This window comes from Paenibacillus sp. FSL R10-2199 (genome assembly GCF_038000235.1).
GTDB lineage: Bacteria > Bacillota > Bacilli > Paenibacillales > Paenibacillaceae > Paenibacillus_AQ > Paenibacillus_AQ phytohabitans.
In genome coordinates this window covers 4,095,831-4,112,611 of record NZ_JBBOBO010000001.1, presented here as the reverse complement: position 1 = coordinate 4,112,611, position 16,781 = coordinate 4,095,831, and the positions used below count along the sequence as shown (strand labels likewise).

At 53.7% G+C, this 16,781-nt stretch carries 19 protein-coding genes; all 19 read right to left on the bottom strand.

The features are described from left to right. Positions 1 to 4: 4 nt before the first annotated feature. The 19 genes from trpA to NYE33_RS17590 all read right to left on the bottom strand — a co-directional run bounded on the left by trpA (position 5) and on the right by NYE33_RS17590 (position 16,691). Entirely contained in the window at positions 5 to 826 is an 822-nt protein-coding gene (gene trpA, locus NYE33_RS17680; protein WP_039301845.1) for a tryptophan synthase subunit alpha, read from the bottom strand. Continuing rightward, entirely contained in the window at positions 826 to 2,022 is a 1,197-nt protein-coding gene (gene trpB / locus NYE33_RS17675; protein WP_039301842.1) for a tryptophan synthase subunit beta, read from the bottom strand. The genes trpA and trpB overlap by 1 nt, the downstream gene beginning before the upstream one ends. Then, positions 2,019 to 2,699, bottom strand: a complete 681-nt coding sequence (locus NYE33_RS17670; protein WP_076243342.1) for a phosphoribosylanthranilate isomerase — start codon at positions 2,697 to 2,699, stop codon at positions 2,019 to 2,021. Before NYE33_RS17670 ends, trpB begins: the two co-directional genes overlap by 4 nt. After that, positions 2,692 to 3,522 carry an indole-3-glycerol phosphate synthase TrpC gene (gene trpC / locus NYE33_RS17665; protein WP_076243343.1) on the bottom strand — a complete coding sequence of 277 codons (831 nt, stop codon included), beginning with the start codon at positions 3,520 to 3,522 and terminating at the stop codon, positions 2,692 to 2,694. Before trpC ends, NYE33_RS17670 begins: the two co-directional genes overlap by 8 nt. After that, positions 3,512 to 4,552, bottom strand: coding sequence for an anthranilate phosphoribosyltransferase (gene trpD, locus NYE33_RS17660; protein ID WP_042138619.1), 1,041 nt, complete (start codon positions 4,550 to 4,552; stop codon positions 3,512 to 3,514). Before trpD ends, trpC begins: the two co-directional genes overlap by 11 nt. Before the next feature lie 133 nt (positions 4,553 to 4,685). Next, positions 4,686 to 6,242, bottom strand: coding sequence for an anthranilate synthase component I (gene trpE / locus NYE33_RS17655; RefSeq protein ID WP_341066807.1), 1,557 nt, complete (start codon positions 6,240 to 6,242; stop codon positions 4,686 to 4,688). A 351-nt stretch (positions 6,243 to 6,593) separates the two neighbouring features. Further along, entirely contained in the window at positions 6,594 to 6,965 is a 372-nt protein-coding gene (gene aroH / locus NYE33_RS17650; protein ID WP_042138621.1) for a chorismate mutase, read from the bottom strand. Further along, positions 6,959 to 8,062, bottom strand: a complete 1,104-nt coding sequence (gene aroB / locus NYE33_RS17645) for a 3-dehydroquinate synthase (protein WP_341066805.1) — start codon at positions 8,060 to 8,062, stop codon at positions 6,959 to 6,961. Before aroB ends, aroH begins: the two co-directional genes overlap by 7 nt. Before the next feature lies 1 nt (position 8,063). Beyond that, positions 8,064 to 9,233, bottom strand: coding sequence for a chorismate synthase (gene aroC / locus NYE33_RS17640; RefSeq protein WP_039301829.1), 1,170 nt, complete (start codon positions 9,231 to 9,233; stop codon positions 8,064 to 8,066). A 186-nt stretch (positions 9,234 to 9,419) separates the two neighbouring features. Continuing rightward, positions 9,420 to 9,596 (bottom strand): hypothetical protein, encoded by a 177-nt coding sequence (locus tag NYE33_RS17635; protein ID WP_171716680.1) that lies wholly within the window; start codon positions 9,594 to 9,596, stop codon positions 9,420 to 9,422. Between the two features lie 108 nt (positions 9,597 to 9,704). Beyond that, on the bottom strand, positions 9,705 to 10,508 hold the full coding sequence (locus NYE33_RS17630; protein WP_039301821.1) for a CheR family methyltransferase: 804 nt from the start codon (positions 10,506 to 10,508) through the stop codon (positions 9,705 to 9,707). Positions 10,509 to 10,535: 27 nt separating this feature from the next. Continuing rightward, positions 10,536 to 10,979: a nucleoside-diphosphate kinase gene (gene ndk / locus NYE33_RS17625; RefSeq protein ID WP_039301819.1), complete on the bottom strand. Its 444-nt coding sequence runs from the start codon at positions 10,977 to 10,979 to the stop codon at positions 10,536 to 10,538. A 137-nt stretch (positions 10,980 to 11,116) separates the two neighbouring features. Then, positions 11,117 to 12,085 (bottom strand): polyprenyl synthetase family protein, encoded by a 969-nt coding sequence (locus NYE33_RS17620; RefSeq protein WP_039301818.1) that lies wholly within the window; start codon positions 12,083 to 12,085, stop codon positions 11,117 to 11,119. Then, entirely contained in the window at positions 12,082 to 12,942 is an 861-nt protein-coding gene (locus tag NYE33_RS17615) for a menaquinone biosynthetic enzyme MqnA/MqnD family protein (protein WP_341066803.1), read from the bottom strand. The genes NYE33_RS17620 and NYE33_RS17615 overlap by 4 nt, the downstream gene beginning before the upstream one ends. 3 nt (positions 12,943 to 12,945) lie before the next feature. Further along, on the bottom strand, positions 12,946 to 13,548 hold the full coding sequence (locus tag NYE33_RS17610) for a UbiX family flavin prenyltransferase (RefSeq protein ID WP_076243346.1): 603 nt from the start codon (positions 13,546 to 13,548) through the stop codon (positions 12,946 to 12,948). Further along, positions 13,545 to 14,420, bottom strand: coding sequence for a UbiA-like polyprenyltransferase (locus tag NYE33_RS17605; protein WP_039301813.1), 876 nt, complete (start codon positions 14,418 to 14,420; stop codon positions 13,545 to 13,547). Before NYE33_RS17605 ends, NYE33_RS17610 begins: the two co-directional genes overlap by 4 nt. Beyond that, positions 14,413 to 15,141, bottom strand: a complete 729-nt coding sequence (locus tag NYE33_RS17600) for a demethylmenaquinone methyltransferase (RefSeq protein WP_039301884.1) — start codon at positions 15,139 to 15,141, stop codon at positions 14,413 to 14,415. The genes NYE33_RS17605 and NYE33_RS17600 overlap by 8 nt, the downstream gene beginning before the upstream one ends. A 27-nt stretch (positions 15,142 to 15,168) precedes the next feature. Continuing rightward, positions 15,169 to 16,038 (bottom strand): heptaprenyl diphosphate synthase component 1, encoded by an 870-nt coding sequence (locus NYE33_RS17595; RefSeq protein ID WP_341066801.1) that lies wholly within the window; start codon positions 16,036 to 16,038, stop codon positions 15,169 to 15,171. Positions 16,039 to 16,151: 113 nt separating this feature from the next. Next, complete coding sequence (locus NYE33_RS17590) at positions 16,152 to 16,691, bottom strand: hypothetical protein (protein ID WP_042138626.1); 540 nt, start codon at positions 16,689 to 16,691, stop codon at positions 16,152 to 16,154. Positions 16,692 to 16,781: the final 90 nt, after the last annotated feature.

The window sequence follows — 16,781 nt, the reverse complement described above, 5'->3', positions numbered from 1 at the left end:
ACCGTTATGGTCTTAATTGTGCCACAAATTCACGAATTTGCAACAGTCCGGCACTTCTTGTCTCCGGCTGGGCCAGCAGAGGAATAACATCCTCCACCTTGCGGACAATGGCACTGCCGACGACTACACCATCGCAAATCTTCGCAAACCGGGACACCTGTTCTCCAGTGGAAATCCCGAATCCTACAGCGATCGGCAGGTCTGTAGAGCGGCGGACGGACTGAATGAAGTCATCCACCCCGGTATGAAAGGTAGAACGTTCTCCGGTTACACCAAGCGAAGATACGCAGTAGACGAACCCGCTGGCGCCGGAAACAATCCGTGCAATCCGCTCACTGGAAGTCGGGGCTACCAGCGGAATCAGATTCACTCCGGCTGCACGGCTGCGCTCACGCATGTCCTCCGACTCTTCAACAGGCAGATCGGGAATAATCAGCCCGCTGATTTCATGGGCATCCAGCTCGGCGAAGAAGGTATCCAGTCCCATCTGCATCACCGGATTATAGTAGGTGAACAGGATGAAGGGCAGCTGGCTGCCGGCCTGACGTGCCTTAAGGGCTGTCTCCATGCAGGTGCGGAGATGAATGTTGCTGCGCAGGGCTCTGGAGGAAGCCCGCTGAATGACCGGACCGTCGGCTAACGGGTCGGAATAGGGAACTCCGAGCTCCAGAATGTCCGCACCGGCCGCCTCCAGCTCAGCGATAATATCCAGCGTAGTCTCAAGATCAGGATCGCCTACGGTAAGAAAAGGAATCAGGGCTGCCCGGCCCTCTGCCCGCAGCTTTTTGAAGGTCAGATCCATCCGGTTTGTAGTTTCGGTAGTCATTATTTCCCCGCCCCTTCCGTATACGCCATGATCGATTCCACGTCTTTGTCGCCGCGTCCGGACAGGCAGATGACTACAATATCATCCTTGGTCAGTGTCTTGCCGAGCTTCACCACATGGGCAATCGCATGGGCAGATTCGAGGGCAGGGATGATGCCTTCTGTCTGACAGAGCAGCTTCAGCGCATCCAGCGCCTCGTCATCCGTAACCGGCACATACTGTGCGCGGTGAATATCCTTGAGATAGGAGTGCTCGGGGCCGACACCTGGATAATCCAGTCCGGCCGATATGGAATGGGCTTCGGTCACCTGTCCGTGCTCATCCTGCAGCAGGTAGCTGAGCGATCCCTGGAAGACGCCATGACTCCCCTTACTCATAGTTGCTGCATGGAACGGAGTATCAATTCCCTTACCGGCAGCTTCAACACCAATCATACCAACCTGCTCATCCTCCATAAAAGGATAGAACATGCCGATGGCATTACTGCCTCCGCCTACCGCGGCAACCAGCAGATCCGGCAAGCGTCCTTCAGCCTCCAGAATCTGGCGGCGGGTCTCATCCCCGATAATCCGCTGGAAATTACGGACCATCATCGGATAGGGATGCGGGCCTACCGCAGAGCCAAGAATATAGAAGGTATCCTCAACGTTGCTCACCCAGTAGCGCAGTGCCTCATTACCGGCGTCCTTCAGGGTTCTTGACCCGGAGGTTACAGGAATCACCTCTGCACCAAGCAGCTTCATACGGAAGACGTTCAGTGCCTGGCGGCGGGTATCCTCTTCGCCCATGAATACCTTGCATTCCATACCAAGCAAGGCTGCAACTGTAGCGGTAGCCACGCCGTGCTGGCCGGCTCCTGTTTCGGCAATCACCTTGGTTTTACCCATCATTTTGGCCAGAATGCCTTGTCCGATAGCGTTGTTGATCTTGTGCGCACCTGTATGATTCAGGTCCTCACGCTTCAGATAGATCTTGGCTTCTCCCAGATGCTTGCTTAGCCGCTCCGCATAATACAGCGGGGTCTCGCGTCCGGAATACTGCTTAAGCAGGTAATCTATTTCCTCCTGAAAAGCCGGGTCTGCCGAGAATTTACGGTAGGCCTCCTCCAGCTCAATCAGTGCATTCATCAAGGTTTCAGGAACGAAGCGGCCTCCAAAAGAACCAAAACGTCCGTTCTTGTCCGGTACTTGTATCATGATTGCTTCACCCTTTCCACGAAAGCTGTCATTTTTGCGATATCCTTAAGGCCGTTACTTTCCACTCCGCTGGATACATCCACGCCATATGGAGCGTAGCCGTCCAGCAGCTCATTCACGTTGTCCGGATTCAGTCCTCCGGCTATAAATAAAGGCAGCGCATAGTCCGCAGCCGCTTGCTGGTAGAGCGGAATCTGTTCCCAGTCAAACGTACGTCCGGAGCCTCCGCTGCCCTGCGGATCATAGGTATCCAGGAGCAGCGCATCGATTGTGCCGGCGTAGCTCTCCAGGAGAGCACGAATGTCTATTCCTGCTTCAGGGGCATGGCCTGCTACAGAAAGTGCCTTCCATACTTGAATCTGCGGAAAAGCCTGCTTGACCCCGCTGCAGAACAGCGGGCTCTCTTGCCCATGCAGCTGCACGACGTCCAGCGGTACTGTTCTGAGCAGCTCTGTCAGCTCTGTAAGCTGCGGATCGACGAAGACTCCCGCAACGCGGGGTGCTGTCCCAGTCTCCCACTCCTTCAGCTCTGCAACAAGCTCGGCAGCAGCTTCAGCAGTCACTCTGCGGCGGCTCGGGGCAAATACCAATCCGATATAATCCAGAGGCAAACTCTTCATAGATTTTAGCACTTCAACGTCCTGAAGTCCACAGATTTTTACGAGTGTATCAGCCATGCAGCGCACGGTCCTTCCCTGCGGGAAGCGGTCCGAGCAGCTGATGGACAGCCTGCTCTACATCCGGCTGGCGCATCAGATATTCTCCTACCAGCACGCCGGTAGCCCGGGTCTTGCTTAAGAATGCGATGTCCTCCGGACCGGTAATCCCGCTCTCACTGATGACCGGCAGTCCCTCCGGAAGCAGTGCCGCAAGCTCGGCTGTGGCAGAAAGCGCGGTCTCAAAGGTCTTCAGATTCCGGTTGTTGATGCCAAGCAGCACGCCGGGATGAACAGCCTTGCCTGTGGCCAGCACCATTTCCAGTTCAGCACGGTCATGCACTTCAATCAGGATATCCAGGCCAAGCGCTGCAGCGGTATCGGTGAATGCGCTCAGCTGTTCAGATGTCAGAATAGCGGCAATGAGCAGAATAGCATCTGCTCCCAGCAGGCGCGCTTCGTAGATCTGCTTCTCATCAATGATGAAGTCTTTGCGCAGCAGAGGAAGCTCCACCGCTTCCCTTACCTGCTGCAGATACGATCCGCTGCCCTGAAAATATTCCCGGTCCGTAAGCACAGACAGGCAGTCCGCGCCTCCTGCTGCATAGCCTTTAGCAATCGCAACCGGATCAAAATCGGCACGGATCAGGCCTTTGGAAGGCGAAGCCTTCTTCACCTCGGCGATCAGCCCCATGTCCCGGTTCCGCCGTCCGGTCAGCGCAGCGCGGAACCCTCTCGTTGCAGGCAGAGCAGCGATAGCCCGTTCAGCCTCTTCCAATGAAAATGTCTTATTTAACGCCTCAACCTCTTTCACTTTGGTGGCAACAATCCGGTCAAGATACATAATCAAGCTCCTTCGTCATGGCTTTTAACTGTTCCAGCTTGCGCAGTGCTGCTCCTGAATCCACTACCTCTCTTGCCCGGTCTACGCCTTCCCGCAGTGTATCTGCAAGACCGGCAACATAGATGCATGCCCCTGCATTCGCTAATACGATATCACGGTATGGATTGATTTGTCCTTCCAGCACTGTAGTGATAATTGCCGCATTCTCGGCCGCATCACCTCCGAGCACATCCTCCAGCGGATGCTGGCTCAGCCCGAGCTCCTGCGGTGTAACCTCGTAGGTTGTGACCACACCATTTCTCAGCTCGGAGACCTGGGTCGGCGCCGAAATGCTGATTTCATCCAGACCGTCCAGACTGCTGACAATCATTGCCCGCTTGGAGCCCAGCTCGCCCAGTACTTTGGCCACAGTCTCCGTTTTGTTGCGGTCATAGATGCCCATGAGCTGCCGGTCAGCTCCTGCCGGATTCGTCAGCGGGCCAAGCATATTGAATACAGTACGCACACCCAGCTCACGGCGGGGAGCAGCAGCATGCTTCATTGACGGATGGTAGATTTGTGCGAACAGGAAGCAGATCCCTATGCTGTCCAGACATTGCCGGGCCTGCTCCGCATTCAGATGAATATTGACGCCGAGAGCCTCCAGTACATCGGCGCTGCCCGCTCTGCCGGAAGCCGAACGGTTGCCGTGCTTCGCAACTCTTACAGAGGCGGCTGAGGAGATGATTGCCGAGGCGGTGGAGATATTAAATTTATGGATACCGGAGCCTCCGGTGCCGCAGGTATCGAGCAGCTGGCTACGTTCCGTAAGTACCGGAGTCCCGAAACCGCGCATCGCTTCCGCGAACCCGGTGATTTCCTCTACTGTTTCACCCTTGATACGCAGCGCCGTGAGCAGTGCTCCGATCTGCGCATGTGTTGCCGCCCCCTCCATAATAATCCCCATTACCTCCCGTGCCTGGGTGCGGGTAAGATCCTTTCCTTCGATTAATCCGGCAATTCCTGATTGTATTAACTGGCTTGCTTCCATATTGATTCCCTCCTAAGAGTTTTGTAGGCGGACTTCCTGAATCAGCTTCTTACAAACCGGCTCCGGAAGCATACGCCAAAAATAGTATGGAGCATTCTCTGCTCGTCTTAGCTCATCTCTGCTTATCCCCGGCTCACGGGGTATATTCGTACATATAGTCCTGATTGATAACCTGCTTCTCCTTAACCTCCGCGGGGAACATGGCTTCGGCCATCCGGATCGCCTTCAGCATGCCCTTGGCCTTGTTGAGAGTCTCTTCATATTCCTTCTCCGGAACCGAGTCCCAGACAATTCCCGCTCCAGCCTGCACATAAGCCCGGCCTTTGCGGAAAATAATTGTGCGAATGGTTATGCAGGAATCCATATTCCCGGAGAAGCCGAGATAACCGATGGCGCCGGCATAAGCACCGCGTGCTTCCTTTTCCATTTCGGCAATGATCTCCATCGCCCGCAGCTTCGGTGCCCCCGATACAGTCCCTGCCGGGAGGCAGGAGAGGAAGGCATCGAAGAAATCTTTATCGTCGGCCAGCGTCCCGGACACGTTCGAGACGATATGCATCACATGCGAGTATTTCTCGATCTCCATGAACGAGTCGCATTTCACCGTGCCGAACTTCGACACACGGCCCAGGTCATTACGGCCCAGATCCACTAGCATCAGATGCTCTGCGCGTTCCTTCTCATCCTCCAGCAGTTCAGCGGCGAGCTGGCGGTCCTGCGCCTCGGTCTCCCCGCGCGGCCGGGTTCCGGCAATCGGGCGGGTCTCAACCCTTCCGCTGCTATCCACCTTAACCAGCGCTTCCGGTGAAGTGCCTACAATGATCTCTTCGTCCATTTTCAGATAATACATATAAGGTGAAGGGTTCAGCGTCCGCAGCATCCGGTACACATGCAGTGGAGACACCTCGGTTTCTATATGCAGCCGCTGGGACAGCACCACCTGGAAGATATCACCGGCGCGGATGTACTCTTTGGCCTGCTCCACGTTGCTGATGTATTGTTCCTTGGTCAGGTTGGAGTGAATCTCACCCAGCTCAATGTCCTGAGGGATGCTGCGGCGGTTGACGTTCTCCTTCGGTCCTTCCTTTTGCAGCTCTTCAGCCATATTCTCCAGGCGGCGGCTTAGTTCCTCGTAACCTGCGCGAATCTCGGAATCGGTATTGCCATCCTTGATGTGCAGATTGCCTACCAGCAGAATCTGCTGCTTCACATGATCGAAGACGATGATGCGGTCACAGAACATGAAGCGGATATCATCCATATTCAGATCATCTACGGCATGCGCGGACAGCTTCTCGTAATACTGCAGCAGATCATACCCGAAGAATCCGATAGCACCGCCCGTAAACGGCGGCATCCCGTCCAGCTTGGGACTGCGGTAGGAGCGCAGCAGCGCCTTAAGCTCCTCGACAGGTTTGCCGGGCAGCTGTTTTTTTTCACCGCCCACTTCAACGTGAATCAGGCCTTTTTTGCCTGAAATCATCAGGAACGGATCACTGCCGATAAAGGAATAACGTGCCCATTGACTGCCGCCCTCTACACTCTCCAGCAGGAATGCACGATCCTGCTCCGCAAAACGCTGGAACAAGCGGATGGGTGTTTCCATATCGGCCAGCAGCCTTTTCACTACCGGGATCAGATTATACTTCCGCGACAGCGACACTACTTCTTCAATGCTCGGATTCGTCACTTGGCTAACCTCCTGGGATTCTATAGGTAATGTCCGAAATACAGAAAAACCTCTACCGGAGTAGAGGTTTGTGTTAGCAAGTATGTGAATAAGCGCCTGGGACCGGCAAAAACCAAATCGAGTACAGATCATCCCCTCAGAGGATACACTTATAGCGTATGGGCAGCTGCTGCACAAACTCTATACGGTATGCCAAAAAAAGAATGCTGATAATCAATGGTCTGCTCTTCAAAAAAAGTCCTGCACTCTGCTCAACTATACTCATCTAAACTAAACTATACTCTGCTTCACTCGGCTAACTACACTATACATGATGACGGCAGTTCATGACAACCCCGCATATGTAATTTATTACTTGCCCTGTGAGAGATCCGGACGAAGCCGCTGGGCTTCATTCAGATACACATGGCGGATGTCCCGCTGTGATTTATCCGTATTCACCTGAACCATCAGGCGGATGCACTGCGGCAGGCTGCCTTTGACCGGAATCTCCACCGAACACATCAGCGGCACCATTTCCCAGCCTTCAATCTCACGGATGGCACGCGCCGGAAAAGTGGCGTCCAGGTCTGCGGTCATTGTGATCCAGACACTGCAGATATCCTCGGCGATAACATCGTTGCGCTCAACAATTTCCCTCAGCAGCACAACAGTCTCGCGTAAAATTTCGGTTTCCTCATTCTTCGTTACGGTTGTTGCACCGCGTATCCCCCGGTTCACCATGGGCTTTCCTCCTTCTTGAGCTGGGCGATAACCCCGCGCACATCACTTGCCTGCACATCGCCCACAATACTGACAGCGCCGATGTCGTCCGGCACGATAAAGGTCATTCTGCCTTCCTTGAACTTCTTGTCATGCATCATGGCTTCCATCAGCTCATCCTCACCGTAGTCCGCCGGAAGTCTGACCGGCAGAGACAACGCGGTGAGCATAGATACCGTATCTTCATAGATCGCTCTGTCCCGGCCCAGCTTCGCGGCCAGCAGTGCTGATCCGGCCATTCCAATAGCAATAGCCTCACCATGAAGAAATACGCCGTAGCCGCCTACTGCTTCAATGGCATGTCCAATGGTATGTCCCAGGTTCAGAATCGCACGCTGCCCCTGCTCCGTCTCATCATTGCAAACAACGTCAGCCTTGATCGCACAGCCGCGTTCCAGCGCGTAACCCAGAGCCTCCGGGTCCAGGGCAAGCAGCTCTCCGGCATGCTCACGGCACCAGTAGGCGAACTCTTTGTCAAGGATCAGACCATGCTTCACAACCTCAGCCAGTCCCGAAGCAACCTGGCGTGGAGGAAGTGTAGCAAGGGTGTCCAGATCGTACAGCACCATGGACGGCTGGTAGAAGGCGCCAAGCATATTCTTGGCCAGCGGATGGTTGACCGCAACCTTGCCGCCTACACTGCTGTCGTGGGCGAGAATCGTGGTGGGAATCTGCATGAATCCGATTCCCCGCATATAAGAGGCGGCGACGAATCCGGCCAGATCCCCTACAACCCCCCCGCCAAGCGCCAGCACTGCAGAGCTGCGGTCCAGCCCGCCCTGAATGGCTGTCGTAATGACCTCTTCATAGACGGCCAGAGATTTGGAAGCTTCACCAGCCTGAATCACATGGCTGACCACCGTATATCCGCTGCCGCGCAGGGATGCCTCTACCTGATCCATATAACGCGGAGCCACTTCACTGTCCGTGACAACCAGCAGCGGACTGCGCTGCGGGAAACCGGCTTCTATGCAGCGTTCACCAATATTCTGCAGCAGTCCGCTGCCGATATAAATAGGATAAGAGCGTTCACCCAGAGCTACCGTAATGCTGCGCATCTTAATAGCTCTCCAGCTGCGCCAGGTAATTATTATAGTTGGCTTGGATCTCTTCCATTGAATCGCCGCCGAATTTATCCAGGAAAGCCTTGGCAATCTCCCAGGCCACCACATTCTCCAGTACAACACAGGCTGCCGGAACCGCACAGGCATCCGAACGCTCCACCTGGGCAGTGAATGGTTCTTTCGTATCGATATCCACACTTTGCAGCGGCTTGTACAGGGTCGGAATCGGCTTCATTACTCCGCGGACCACCACCGGCATCCCGTTGGTCATACCGCCTTCAAATCCGCCCAGCCGGTTGCTCGCCCGGTAGTATCCCTGTGAGGCTTCATACATAATCTCGTCATGAACCTGAGAACCGCGCAGCTTACCGGCCTCGAAGCCGATGCCGATCTCCACGCCTTTGAAGGCATTAATCGACATAACAGCTCCGGCGATGGCTCCATCGAGCTTGCGGTCAGACTGCACATGACTGCCAAGGCCGACCGGCAGACCCTCGACAATACATTCCACAATCCCGCCGATGGAGTCGCCTTCTTCCTTGATCTTGTCTATGTAAGCCTCCATCTTCTGTTCCGTCTCTTTGTCGACGACTCTCACAGAGGACTCTTCGGTCTGCACGATCAACTCATCTACCGTGAGCTGGTTGGCAGGTGCTTCGATTTCACCGATGCGGATCACTTGTCCGGCAATCTTCACCCCGAATGCCGCCAGCAGCTGGCGGGCTACTGCGCCTACTGCAACCCGGGCAGCCGTTTCACGGGCGCTGGAGCGCTCAAGTACATTGCGCAGATCCGTAAGGTTATACTTCAAGCCGCCGTTCAGGTCGGCATGTCCGGGACGCGGACGGTTGACCCGGCGCTTCTCCTCATCACTGCCTGGAATCGGCTCGATGTTCATAATGTTCTTCCAGTGCGTCCAGTCCTTGTTCTCCACCACCAGGGCTACAGGGGCACCCGTTGTGGAACCGTGGCGCACGCCGCCTACAATCTCGGCGGTATCCTTCTCAATCTGCATCCGGCGTCCGCGGCCGTAGCCCTTCTGTCTCCGGTGCAGCTGGAAATTAAGCTCTTCGAAATCAAGTGTCAAATTGCTGGGCAATCCCTCAATAATGGCTGTAAGCTGGGGGCCGTGCGTTTCCCCCGCTGTTAAATAGCGTAAACTCATGCTGCGTTCCCCCTTCATACTTTTAGACTGTAAACCGCTAAAATGTTAAATGTCTTTGCTTATTATAGTATAGGCCATCGGCTTTGACAAGAAAGTGATCACCTTAAAGAGCCACTCTATTCCTAAACAAGAACAGCGCCGCTTCTGCTCTTTCGAGCAGAAACGGCGCTGCTGTGCATCCCCGCCCTAAGAGCCTGTCTCCAGCTGCCGGTCACCCGGTGCGGGAGGCAGGCTGCCGGTTCTGCCCTCCTCCGCTGCAAGCAGGCTCTGCAGCTGCAGCTCCTCAATCCCGAGAACCTGTCCGCATTCGCGGACTGTGAGGAAGCCGCGTCGATACGCGGCTATAACCTTGCTTTTGTCCATCTAATATAACGACCTTTCACTTGGCATACGGTTTCTACTCTTCAGTATCACTGAAAAGAAGTTAAAGTATACCTGTAGTGACAGGCCCTGCGGATAAGCAGCAGCTGCCTACTTCTTGCGGTAGAAGAAGGTTTCTGTAGATTCGAAGCCATACTGCGCAGGCGTGAAAATCTGTTCCGTGCTGCCCACGAACAGATAGCCGCCGGGACGCAGGCTGGCCGAGAATTTGTGATACAGCTTATTCTTGGCTTCTTCTGTGAAATAGATCATTACATTCCGGCAGATGATCAGGTCGAAGCCTTCATCAAACTTATCGAGCAGCAGATTCTGCTTGCGGAAATCGATACTCTTCTTCAGTCCTTCACTGACCTTGAACACGGGTCCCTCCGGAGTAAAATACCGGTCAGCCACATCTTTAGGGACATCTTTCAAGGATCGCTCCAGATATAACCCCTGCTTCGCTTTGGCCAAGGCCCCGTCATCAATATCCGTAGCCAGAATACCAGTCTGGGCCAGAATATTCTTGTCTGACAGGATCATCGCCAGTGTATACGGTTCTTCTCCGGTAGAACAGGCGGCACTCCACAGCTTCAGTCTGCGGCCGGAACGCTGAAGATCAGGCAGAATAACATCCCTTAATACTTCCCAGCGGTTCGGATTACGCCAGAATTCGGAGACATTAATGGTCATCCGGTCGAGAAATTCATAGAATAAAGCCTTGTCCTTCATCATTGCTGCATAAAAATCACTAAAAGAATTGTAACCGTTCTTCATGCGGAGCGTCGTAAGACGCCGCTTCATCTGCGCTTCCTTGTACTGGGCGAGATCAATTCCGGTGCTCTGTTTGACATTATGAATAAATCCGGTGTAATCCGGGTCTGGGGTTAATGCGGGTTCTTCACGTTCTGCCATAAATATTCTCCTGTCTTCCGCCGGACCTTACATCCAGACTGAGATGTCTTTGTTATACTGGGCCAGTTCAGACGGAGCAAAGAAATTGGCAATTTCACGTGCTGCGCTTTCCGGCGAGTCTGATCCGTGGATCAAATTAAGCGGGGTGTGGCTGGCATAGTCACCGCGGATCGTTCCCGGCAATGCCTCGCCCACTTTGGTTTTGCCGATCAGCAGACGCGACAACGTCACCACATCATCGCCTTCCCATACCATGGCAAACACAGGACCGGAGGTGATAAAGCCTACCAGTTCCGGGAAGAAATCTTTACCTTCATGCTCTGCGTAGTGCTTCTTGGCTTGTGCTTCCGTAATGGTAATCAGCTTCGCCGCAACCAGCTTGAATCCCTTATCCTCCAGGCGGGCGACAATACGCCCGATCAATCCGCGTTGTACACCGTCCGGTTTGATCATCAGATACGTTTGTTCCATAGAGTCACTCTCCATTTCCCCAATTCTTAATGAATGCTAGGTTTGTCTATACGGGATTGCATAATCAGGTTGTTCATTTTCTGATATTATCAGAAACCTCGTCATCTGTGAACGCTTAATCTGCGGAAGCTGCCAGATTAATAAGCGCGTCCTGTGACAAAAAAGGCGATGTCGCGCAGATTACGTTTGGTCCGGTTGCCCGGGAGCTGCTCCAGCGCCTCAAGCGCCTTGGCGATGTAGCGGGAAGCCAGCTCCTCCGCACGGGCAATTCCGTCCCCGGAAAGGATCAGGTCGATTGCACGGCCAACCCCGCCATTCCCCCCGCGGATCAGTTCCAGCTCTTCCATCAGTCCTTCGCGCAGCCTTGAGTCCTGCAGGCTGTAAATCACCGGCAATGTAATGTTGCCCTGGCGCATATCGCTGCCCGGCGGCTTGCCGATTTGCTTCTCCGTTCCGGAAAGATCGAGCAGATCATCACGGATCTGAAACGCCATCCCCACGTTGTATCCGTAATTATAGAGCAGCCTTGCTGTCTCCGGCTCTGCTTCTGCAGCCAGGGCGCCGAGCTGACAGCTGACGGCTATCAGCAGTGCTGTCTTGCGGCGGATTCTCCGCAGGTAATGACGCACGCTCTGCCCGCTGTTGAAGAAATCACGAATCTGCTCCATCTCTCCGATCGACATCTCCACCATAGCTTTGGAGAGAATCTGATGAATCCGGGGATTCTTCAGCTCCGAAGTCATGACCAGTGCCTTGGCATAGATATAGTCGCCGGTATACATGGCGATCTTGTCGCCCCACTTCGCCTTGACGGTGGGCTCTCCACGCCGGAGTTCAGCATCGTCGATGACATCATCGTGGACAAGTGAAGCGCTATGTATCAGCTCCAGCGGAATCGCTACACGCTTCAGCTTGTCGAGGTCATACTGTCCGAATTTGCCGCCCATGAGGACAAATACCGGACGAAGGCGCTTGCCTCCCGCCTTGAGCAGGTGCAGCGAGGTTTCTGTCAGCAGGTCATCATCACCCTGGACACTGCGGTACAGTTCCTTTTCAATCTGATCCATATCTTTGTTCAGCAAGCCGAATATTTGCATTCGCTTCATTCTTTCACCCGTGTCAGCAGATTGTGGCTCCAAAGCTCCATCTTCACTTCCTGCGGCAGCAGGCCCATTTCATAGGCATAGCGGAAATAGAGGTTCAGACCTTCCTGCTGCCTTTCCCCAAAGTCGTAACATAAATTACGGAAGTAATCATTCCAATAGGATGCAGTACCTCCGATGGTGCAGCAGGCTTCATGTGTAATTGGCGCCAGCTCACGCAGGCCTCGTCTTTTGCTGACCGCAAAGGCTTCCGCTATCTCGGCAATCGCTTCCGGATTACGCAAAGCAGCCCTGCGGTTAACTGCCCAGACGGCAAAAGTCATGCTGAGTCCGGTCCATTCCTTCCATAGCTCACCCAGATCCGTTACGTAATATCCCTGATCCTGCCAGGATGCCCGGATGGCATGATCCCCGATCAGCAGACAGGCATCTGCCTGATCCATCATTTCGTTCAGATCAGGAGGGACACTGATGTATTCAGGGGTGGCACCTATAGCTTTGTCCATCAGAATTTTCAGCAGATTGACAGAAGTGGCCGATGTATTCGTTACGGCGATCCTGCCGCTGCCGATAGACTGCACCGGCATTCTTGAGAAGAGCAGGATCGATTTGACCGGCCCGTCAGCACTGACGGACAAATCCGGAAGCAGCAGAAGCCGGTCGCTGGCCGCTGCGTACGCGAAGGAGGATAATGCGCCTACATGTATGCTCCCGTCGGCCATGCCTAGATTGAGAATGGCGGGTACTTCACTCACCATCTCTGCCGGGAAGCTGAGAGAAGAAGGATGGAAATTATGAAATACCGGCCATGAGTTGGTGTAACTGATTTTACCGATAACGGTGTGCTCTGGATGTGTCATCCTTCATTCCCCCCATCTGCGAAATAAAGTATGTTCAATATTAAAGCTGTCCAGCACTTTGCCTACCATGAAATTAATCAGATCATCGATTGTTGCGGGTCCAAAATAAAACGCCGGCATCGCCGGGATAAGCTTGACTCCCATCCGGGACAGCTTCAGCATATTCTCCAGGTGAATCGCGTGCAGCGGTGTCTCCCGGGGAACAAGCACCAAGGGGCGCCCTTCCTTCAGCATGACATCTGCAGCCCGCGTCATCAGATTGTCAGAACTGCCCTGCGCTACAGCAGACAGTGTTCCCATCGAGCAAGGCATAATGATCATCCCTTCCGTCCGGAAGGAGCCGCTGGCAATCGAAGCACCAATATCTGCGATAGGGTGATACAGAAGAGAACCGGGATAGCTGCTGAACCGCCCGTCCAGAAACCCTTCCCGGTCTGAGGCCGTGAAGCCTAATTCTTCTTTGAAGACGCGCCAGCCAGCATTGCTAACCACCAGATGTACCGTGTAACCGAGCGAGAGCAGGGTTTCTGTCAGCCGGATGCCGTAGATCCCTCCGCTCGCGCCGGTAATGCCAACCACGAAATTTTTAGGCTTAAGCTCGGTCATTTGTAGAACTGCACCACCAGGTCAATCAGAGTAAAGGAAAAGACTACAATACTAAGCACCCCGTTCATTGTGAAAAACGCCGTCTGCAGTTTACTGAGGTCGCTCGGGGATACGATATAATGCTCATAAAATAAAATAATGTAGGCAATCAGCATACCTGCCACATACCACCAGCTCAATTCGGTAATAAAGAGCAGCGATACAAATCCGATTCCCGTAAGCAGATGAAACACCTTGGCAATAAGAAGCGCACGGGCAACTCCGAAGCGGACAGGAATAGAGTAAAGACCTTCCTTAAGATCAAATTCCACATCCTGGCAGGAATAAATAATATCAAAACCCGCTGTCCAGAAGACGATAGTGAAATAGAATACCATGGAGGTCCAGTCTACAGTGCCCGTAACGGCAACCCAGCCTCCGAGCGGCGCAAGCGCGATCGTAAGACCGAGAATCAGGTGGCAAGCCCAGGTGAAGCGTTTCGTGAACGAATAGAACACCAGCAGGAAAACAGCAATCGGGAGCAGCTTCGCTGACAGCGGATTCAGCTTAAAAGCAGCCCAGAACAGCAAAAAGAACGAGAAGGCGATAAATAGCGATACTTCTCCAACCTTCAGCAGTCCTGCAGGAATCGCTCTCCCGGCTGTCCGGGGATTCTTCGCATCGCTGATCCGGTCGATCAGCCGGTTAAGCCCCATAGCCGCGCTGCGTGCACCGAACATGGCAATCACAACCCAGCCGATCTGGCTCCAGGAAGGCAGTTCACCAAACATTACGACCGATCCGAGCAAAGCGCCCATAAAAGCAAAGGGTAATGCAAAAACCGTATGTTCAAATTTAATCATTTGTAGAAAGATGCCGATTTTCTTAAACATTGCTGTTCTCCTTGAGCCCAATATGTAATGCCGCGATGCCGCCGGTCAAGGGGAAGGATTCCACTTTTTGCAAGCCGGTTTCACGGAAGATCACTGCCAGCTGCTCTCTGTCCGGGAACAGGGCGAGTGACTCGGGAAGCCACTTATATTGCTCATACCGCTTGGCAAAAAGCTTGCCGAGCAACGGAAGCACACGCTGGAAATAGAAAAAATAAATCCCCTTGAACGGCTGCTTCATCGGCTTCGAAAGCTCCAGGCATACCACCATACCGCCCGGCTTCACCACACGCTTCATTTCGTTCAGCACTTGAACGGGATCAGGCACATTGCGGAGTCCGAAGCCAATCGTCGCATAATCGAAGGAATTATCACCGAAGGGCAGATCCATCGCATTACCCTGAATCAGGGATATCCGGTCCTGGAGTCCGCGCCCCTCTACCTTGCGCTTGCCGACCTCCAGCATGCCTGCACTGAAATCCAGTCCCATGACACAGCCGGTCTCACTGGCCTCAGCCAGGGCGATGCTCCAGTCGCAGGTCCCGCAGCACAGATCCACTGCCGAATCCCCGCGCTTCATGTTCATCTTGCGCATTGTAAACTTGCGCCACGCTTTGTGGCGGCGGAAGCTTAAGATATCATTCATCAAATCGTATTTGCCGGCAATGCTCTCAAATACGGAATGTACGAATTGTTCTTTCGGCTTGATGCCTTGGTCACCCATAACGGAAGTTTTATCTACAGTCATCCTCTAACCCTCCACGGCAGCTTGTCCGGAAATTTTCATTTGCAGAAGAAGGCGGTCCAGCGCAGCACTCAGCTCACTGATCAGTTCCTCGTCCTTGATACCCTGCAGCAAGCCCTGAATGGACTCAAGCGATGCATGCAGCTTGTCTGTCAGCAGGGCATCACATTTGCTTCTTAGCTTAAGCTTCTTCCAGTCCCTGATATCCAGTTCCTGCTCTCCCAGCAGCTGGCGCTCCTCTTCCGTCGCCGACTCCAGCACCTTCCAGTAGCAGTAGCCTTCCAGAGCACTTACTGGGTCTGCGCCGCGGCGCAGCTCCTGCGTTACGGTTTCGCACTGGCTGAACTCCACCAGCAGCTTCTCCCAGCTATCCCGGAGCGGCTCCTCAATCATCGGTGTAAAAGAAAGAAACAGCCTCATATTGAGCTGTACCGTGTGCTTCAAATATTGTTCGGCTGTGAAAAGCAGCCCTTTCATCTTGCCGTAAAGATTAGCCTTCATCACATTAAAATCAGCGATAGCCGTACTTAGAATACCCACCATCTCAATTTGTTCGTGTTTGGCGAGCAGGTGATAGAACCAGCTGCTGAAGTAATCGCCGGCCAGCACCTTAAGCTGGCGGGAACGCATCATATCACCGCCGGGCTCATCATGATAACGGTCGATGCTCTCATGTGTGTCCAGCCCGAGCTGCACAAGCCCGGTCACCAGAGTGAACAGCTCTCCACTCTGGAATCCGGCACTCCGGCCGTGACCCAGAAAAATATATAACAAATGACCCCGCCCGTCTGAGAACGGCGGCAATTCCGTATGCCGCTGAATCATGTCGTAGTCGGTGTAGGGTTTAGCCAGTTGCGGTATGCGGTACGGTTTCATTTCAGCCTCCGAAGCCATTGACGTTTGACTATTTCTTTGTTCACAATCTTGTCTATTATATCACATGTTTTTTGGTCACGCACGGTCGTGCATTCTAGTTTCTTTTACCCACTTCAGGGATAAATGAACTGTTTTTTCCACAGCTCGCTTTCACTAATGCGGAAGCCGTTCTTCAGCGAATCGGGCAGCGGGGAATTGCCGGCATTCTGCAGCTCATCCTGCAGCCGGGGAGACCATTCCTCCCGGCGGATGTCACCAGCCAGCAGCAGGCGGCGGGTATCCAGCCATTTATCCTCAGCCACCACTCGGAGCAGCAGCTGATTGACATTACCGGTCTCCTGAAAGGCAAAAGCAATCGCCAGCGCCATGTTCTGATACAGCTCCTGCGGTTCGTGGTCATTGCCGGTCACCTTAAGATCCAGGGTTAACACCAGGTCCTTCCAGCCTGCCTTGTCTATAACCAGGCTAAAGGGAATCTCCCCGAGCCTATCTACCAGATTGTCATCGCCCAGAACGGTGCTATCCCGGCTTATAGTCTCCACTGTACCATAGGCGCCCTGGGGGACTGCCCCGAGACTGGCGAGCTGAGGCAGCAGCATGGTAGATGCCGCGGTCAGCAGCAAGACAGTTCCAATCAGCCAGCTACGGTTCATGACAAGCCCCCTTACTCAGAATTTCCGCTGCGCAGCAGGATTATATTGAACCGCAGACAGCCCTATATCTAGTTATATTTTGAAAAAAAG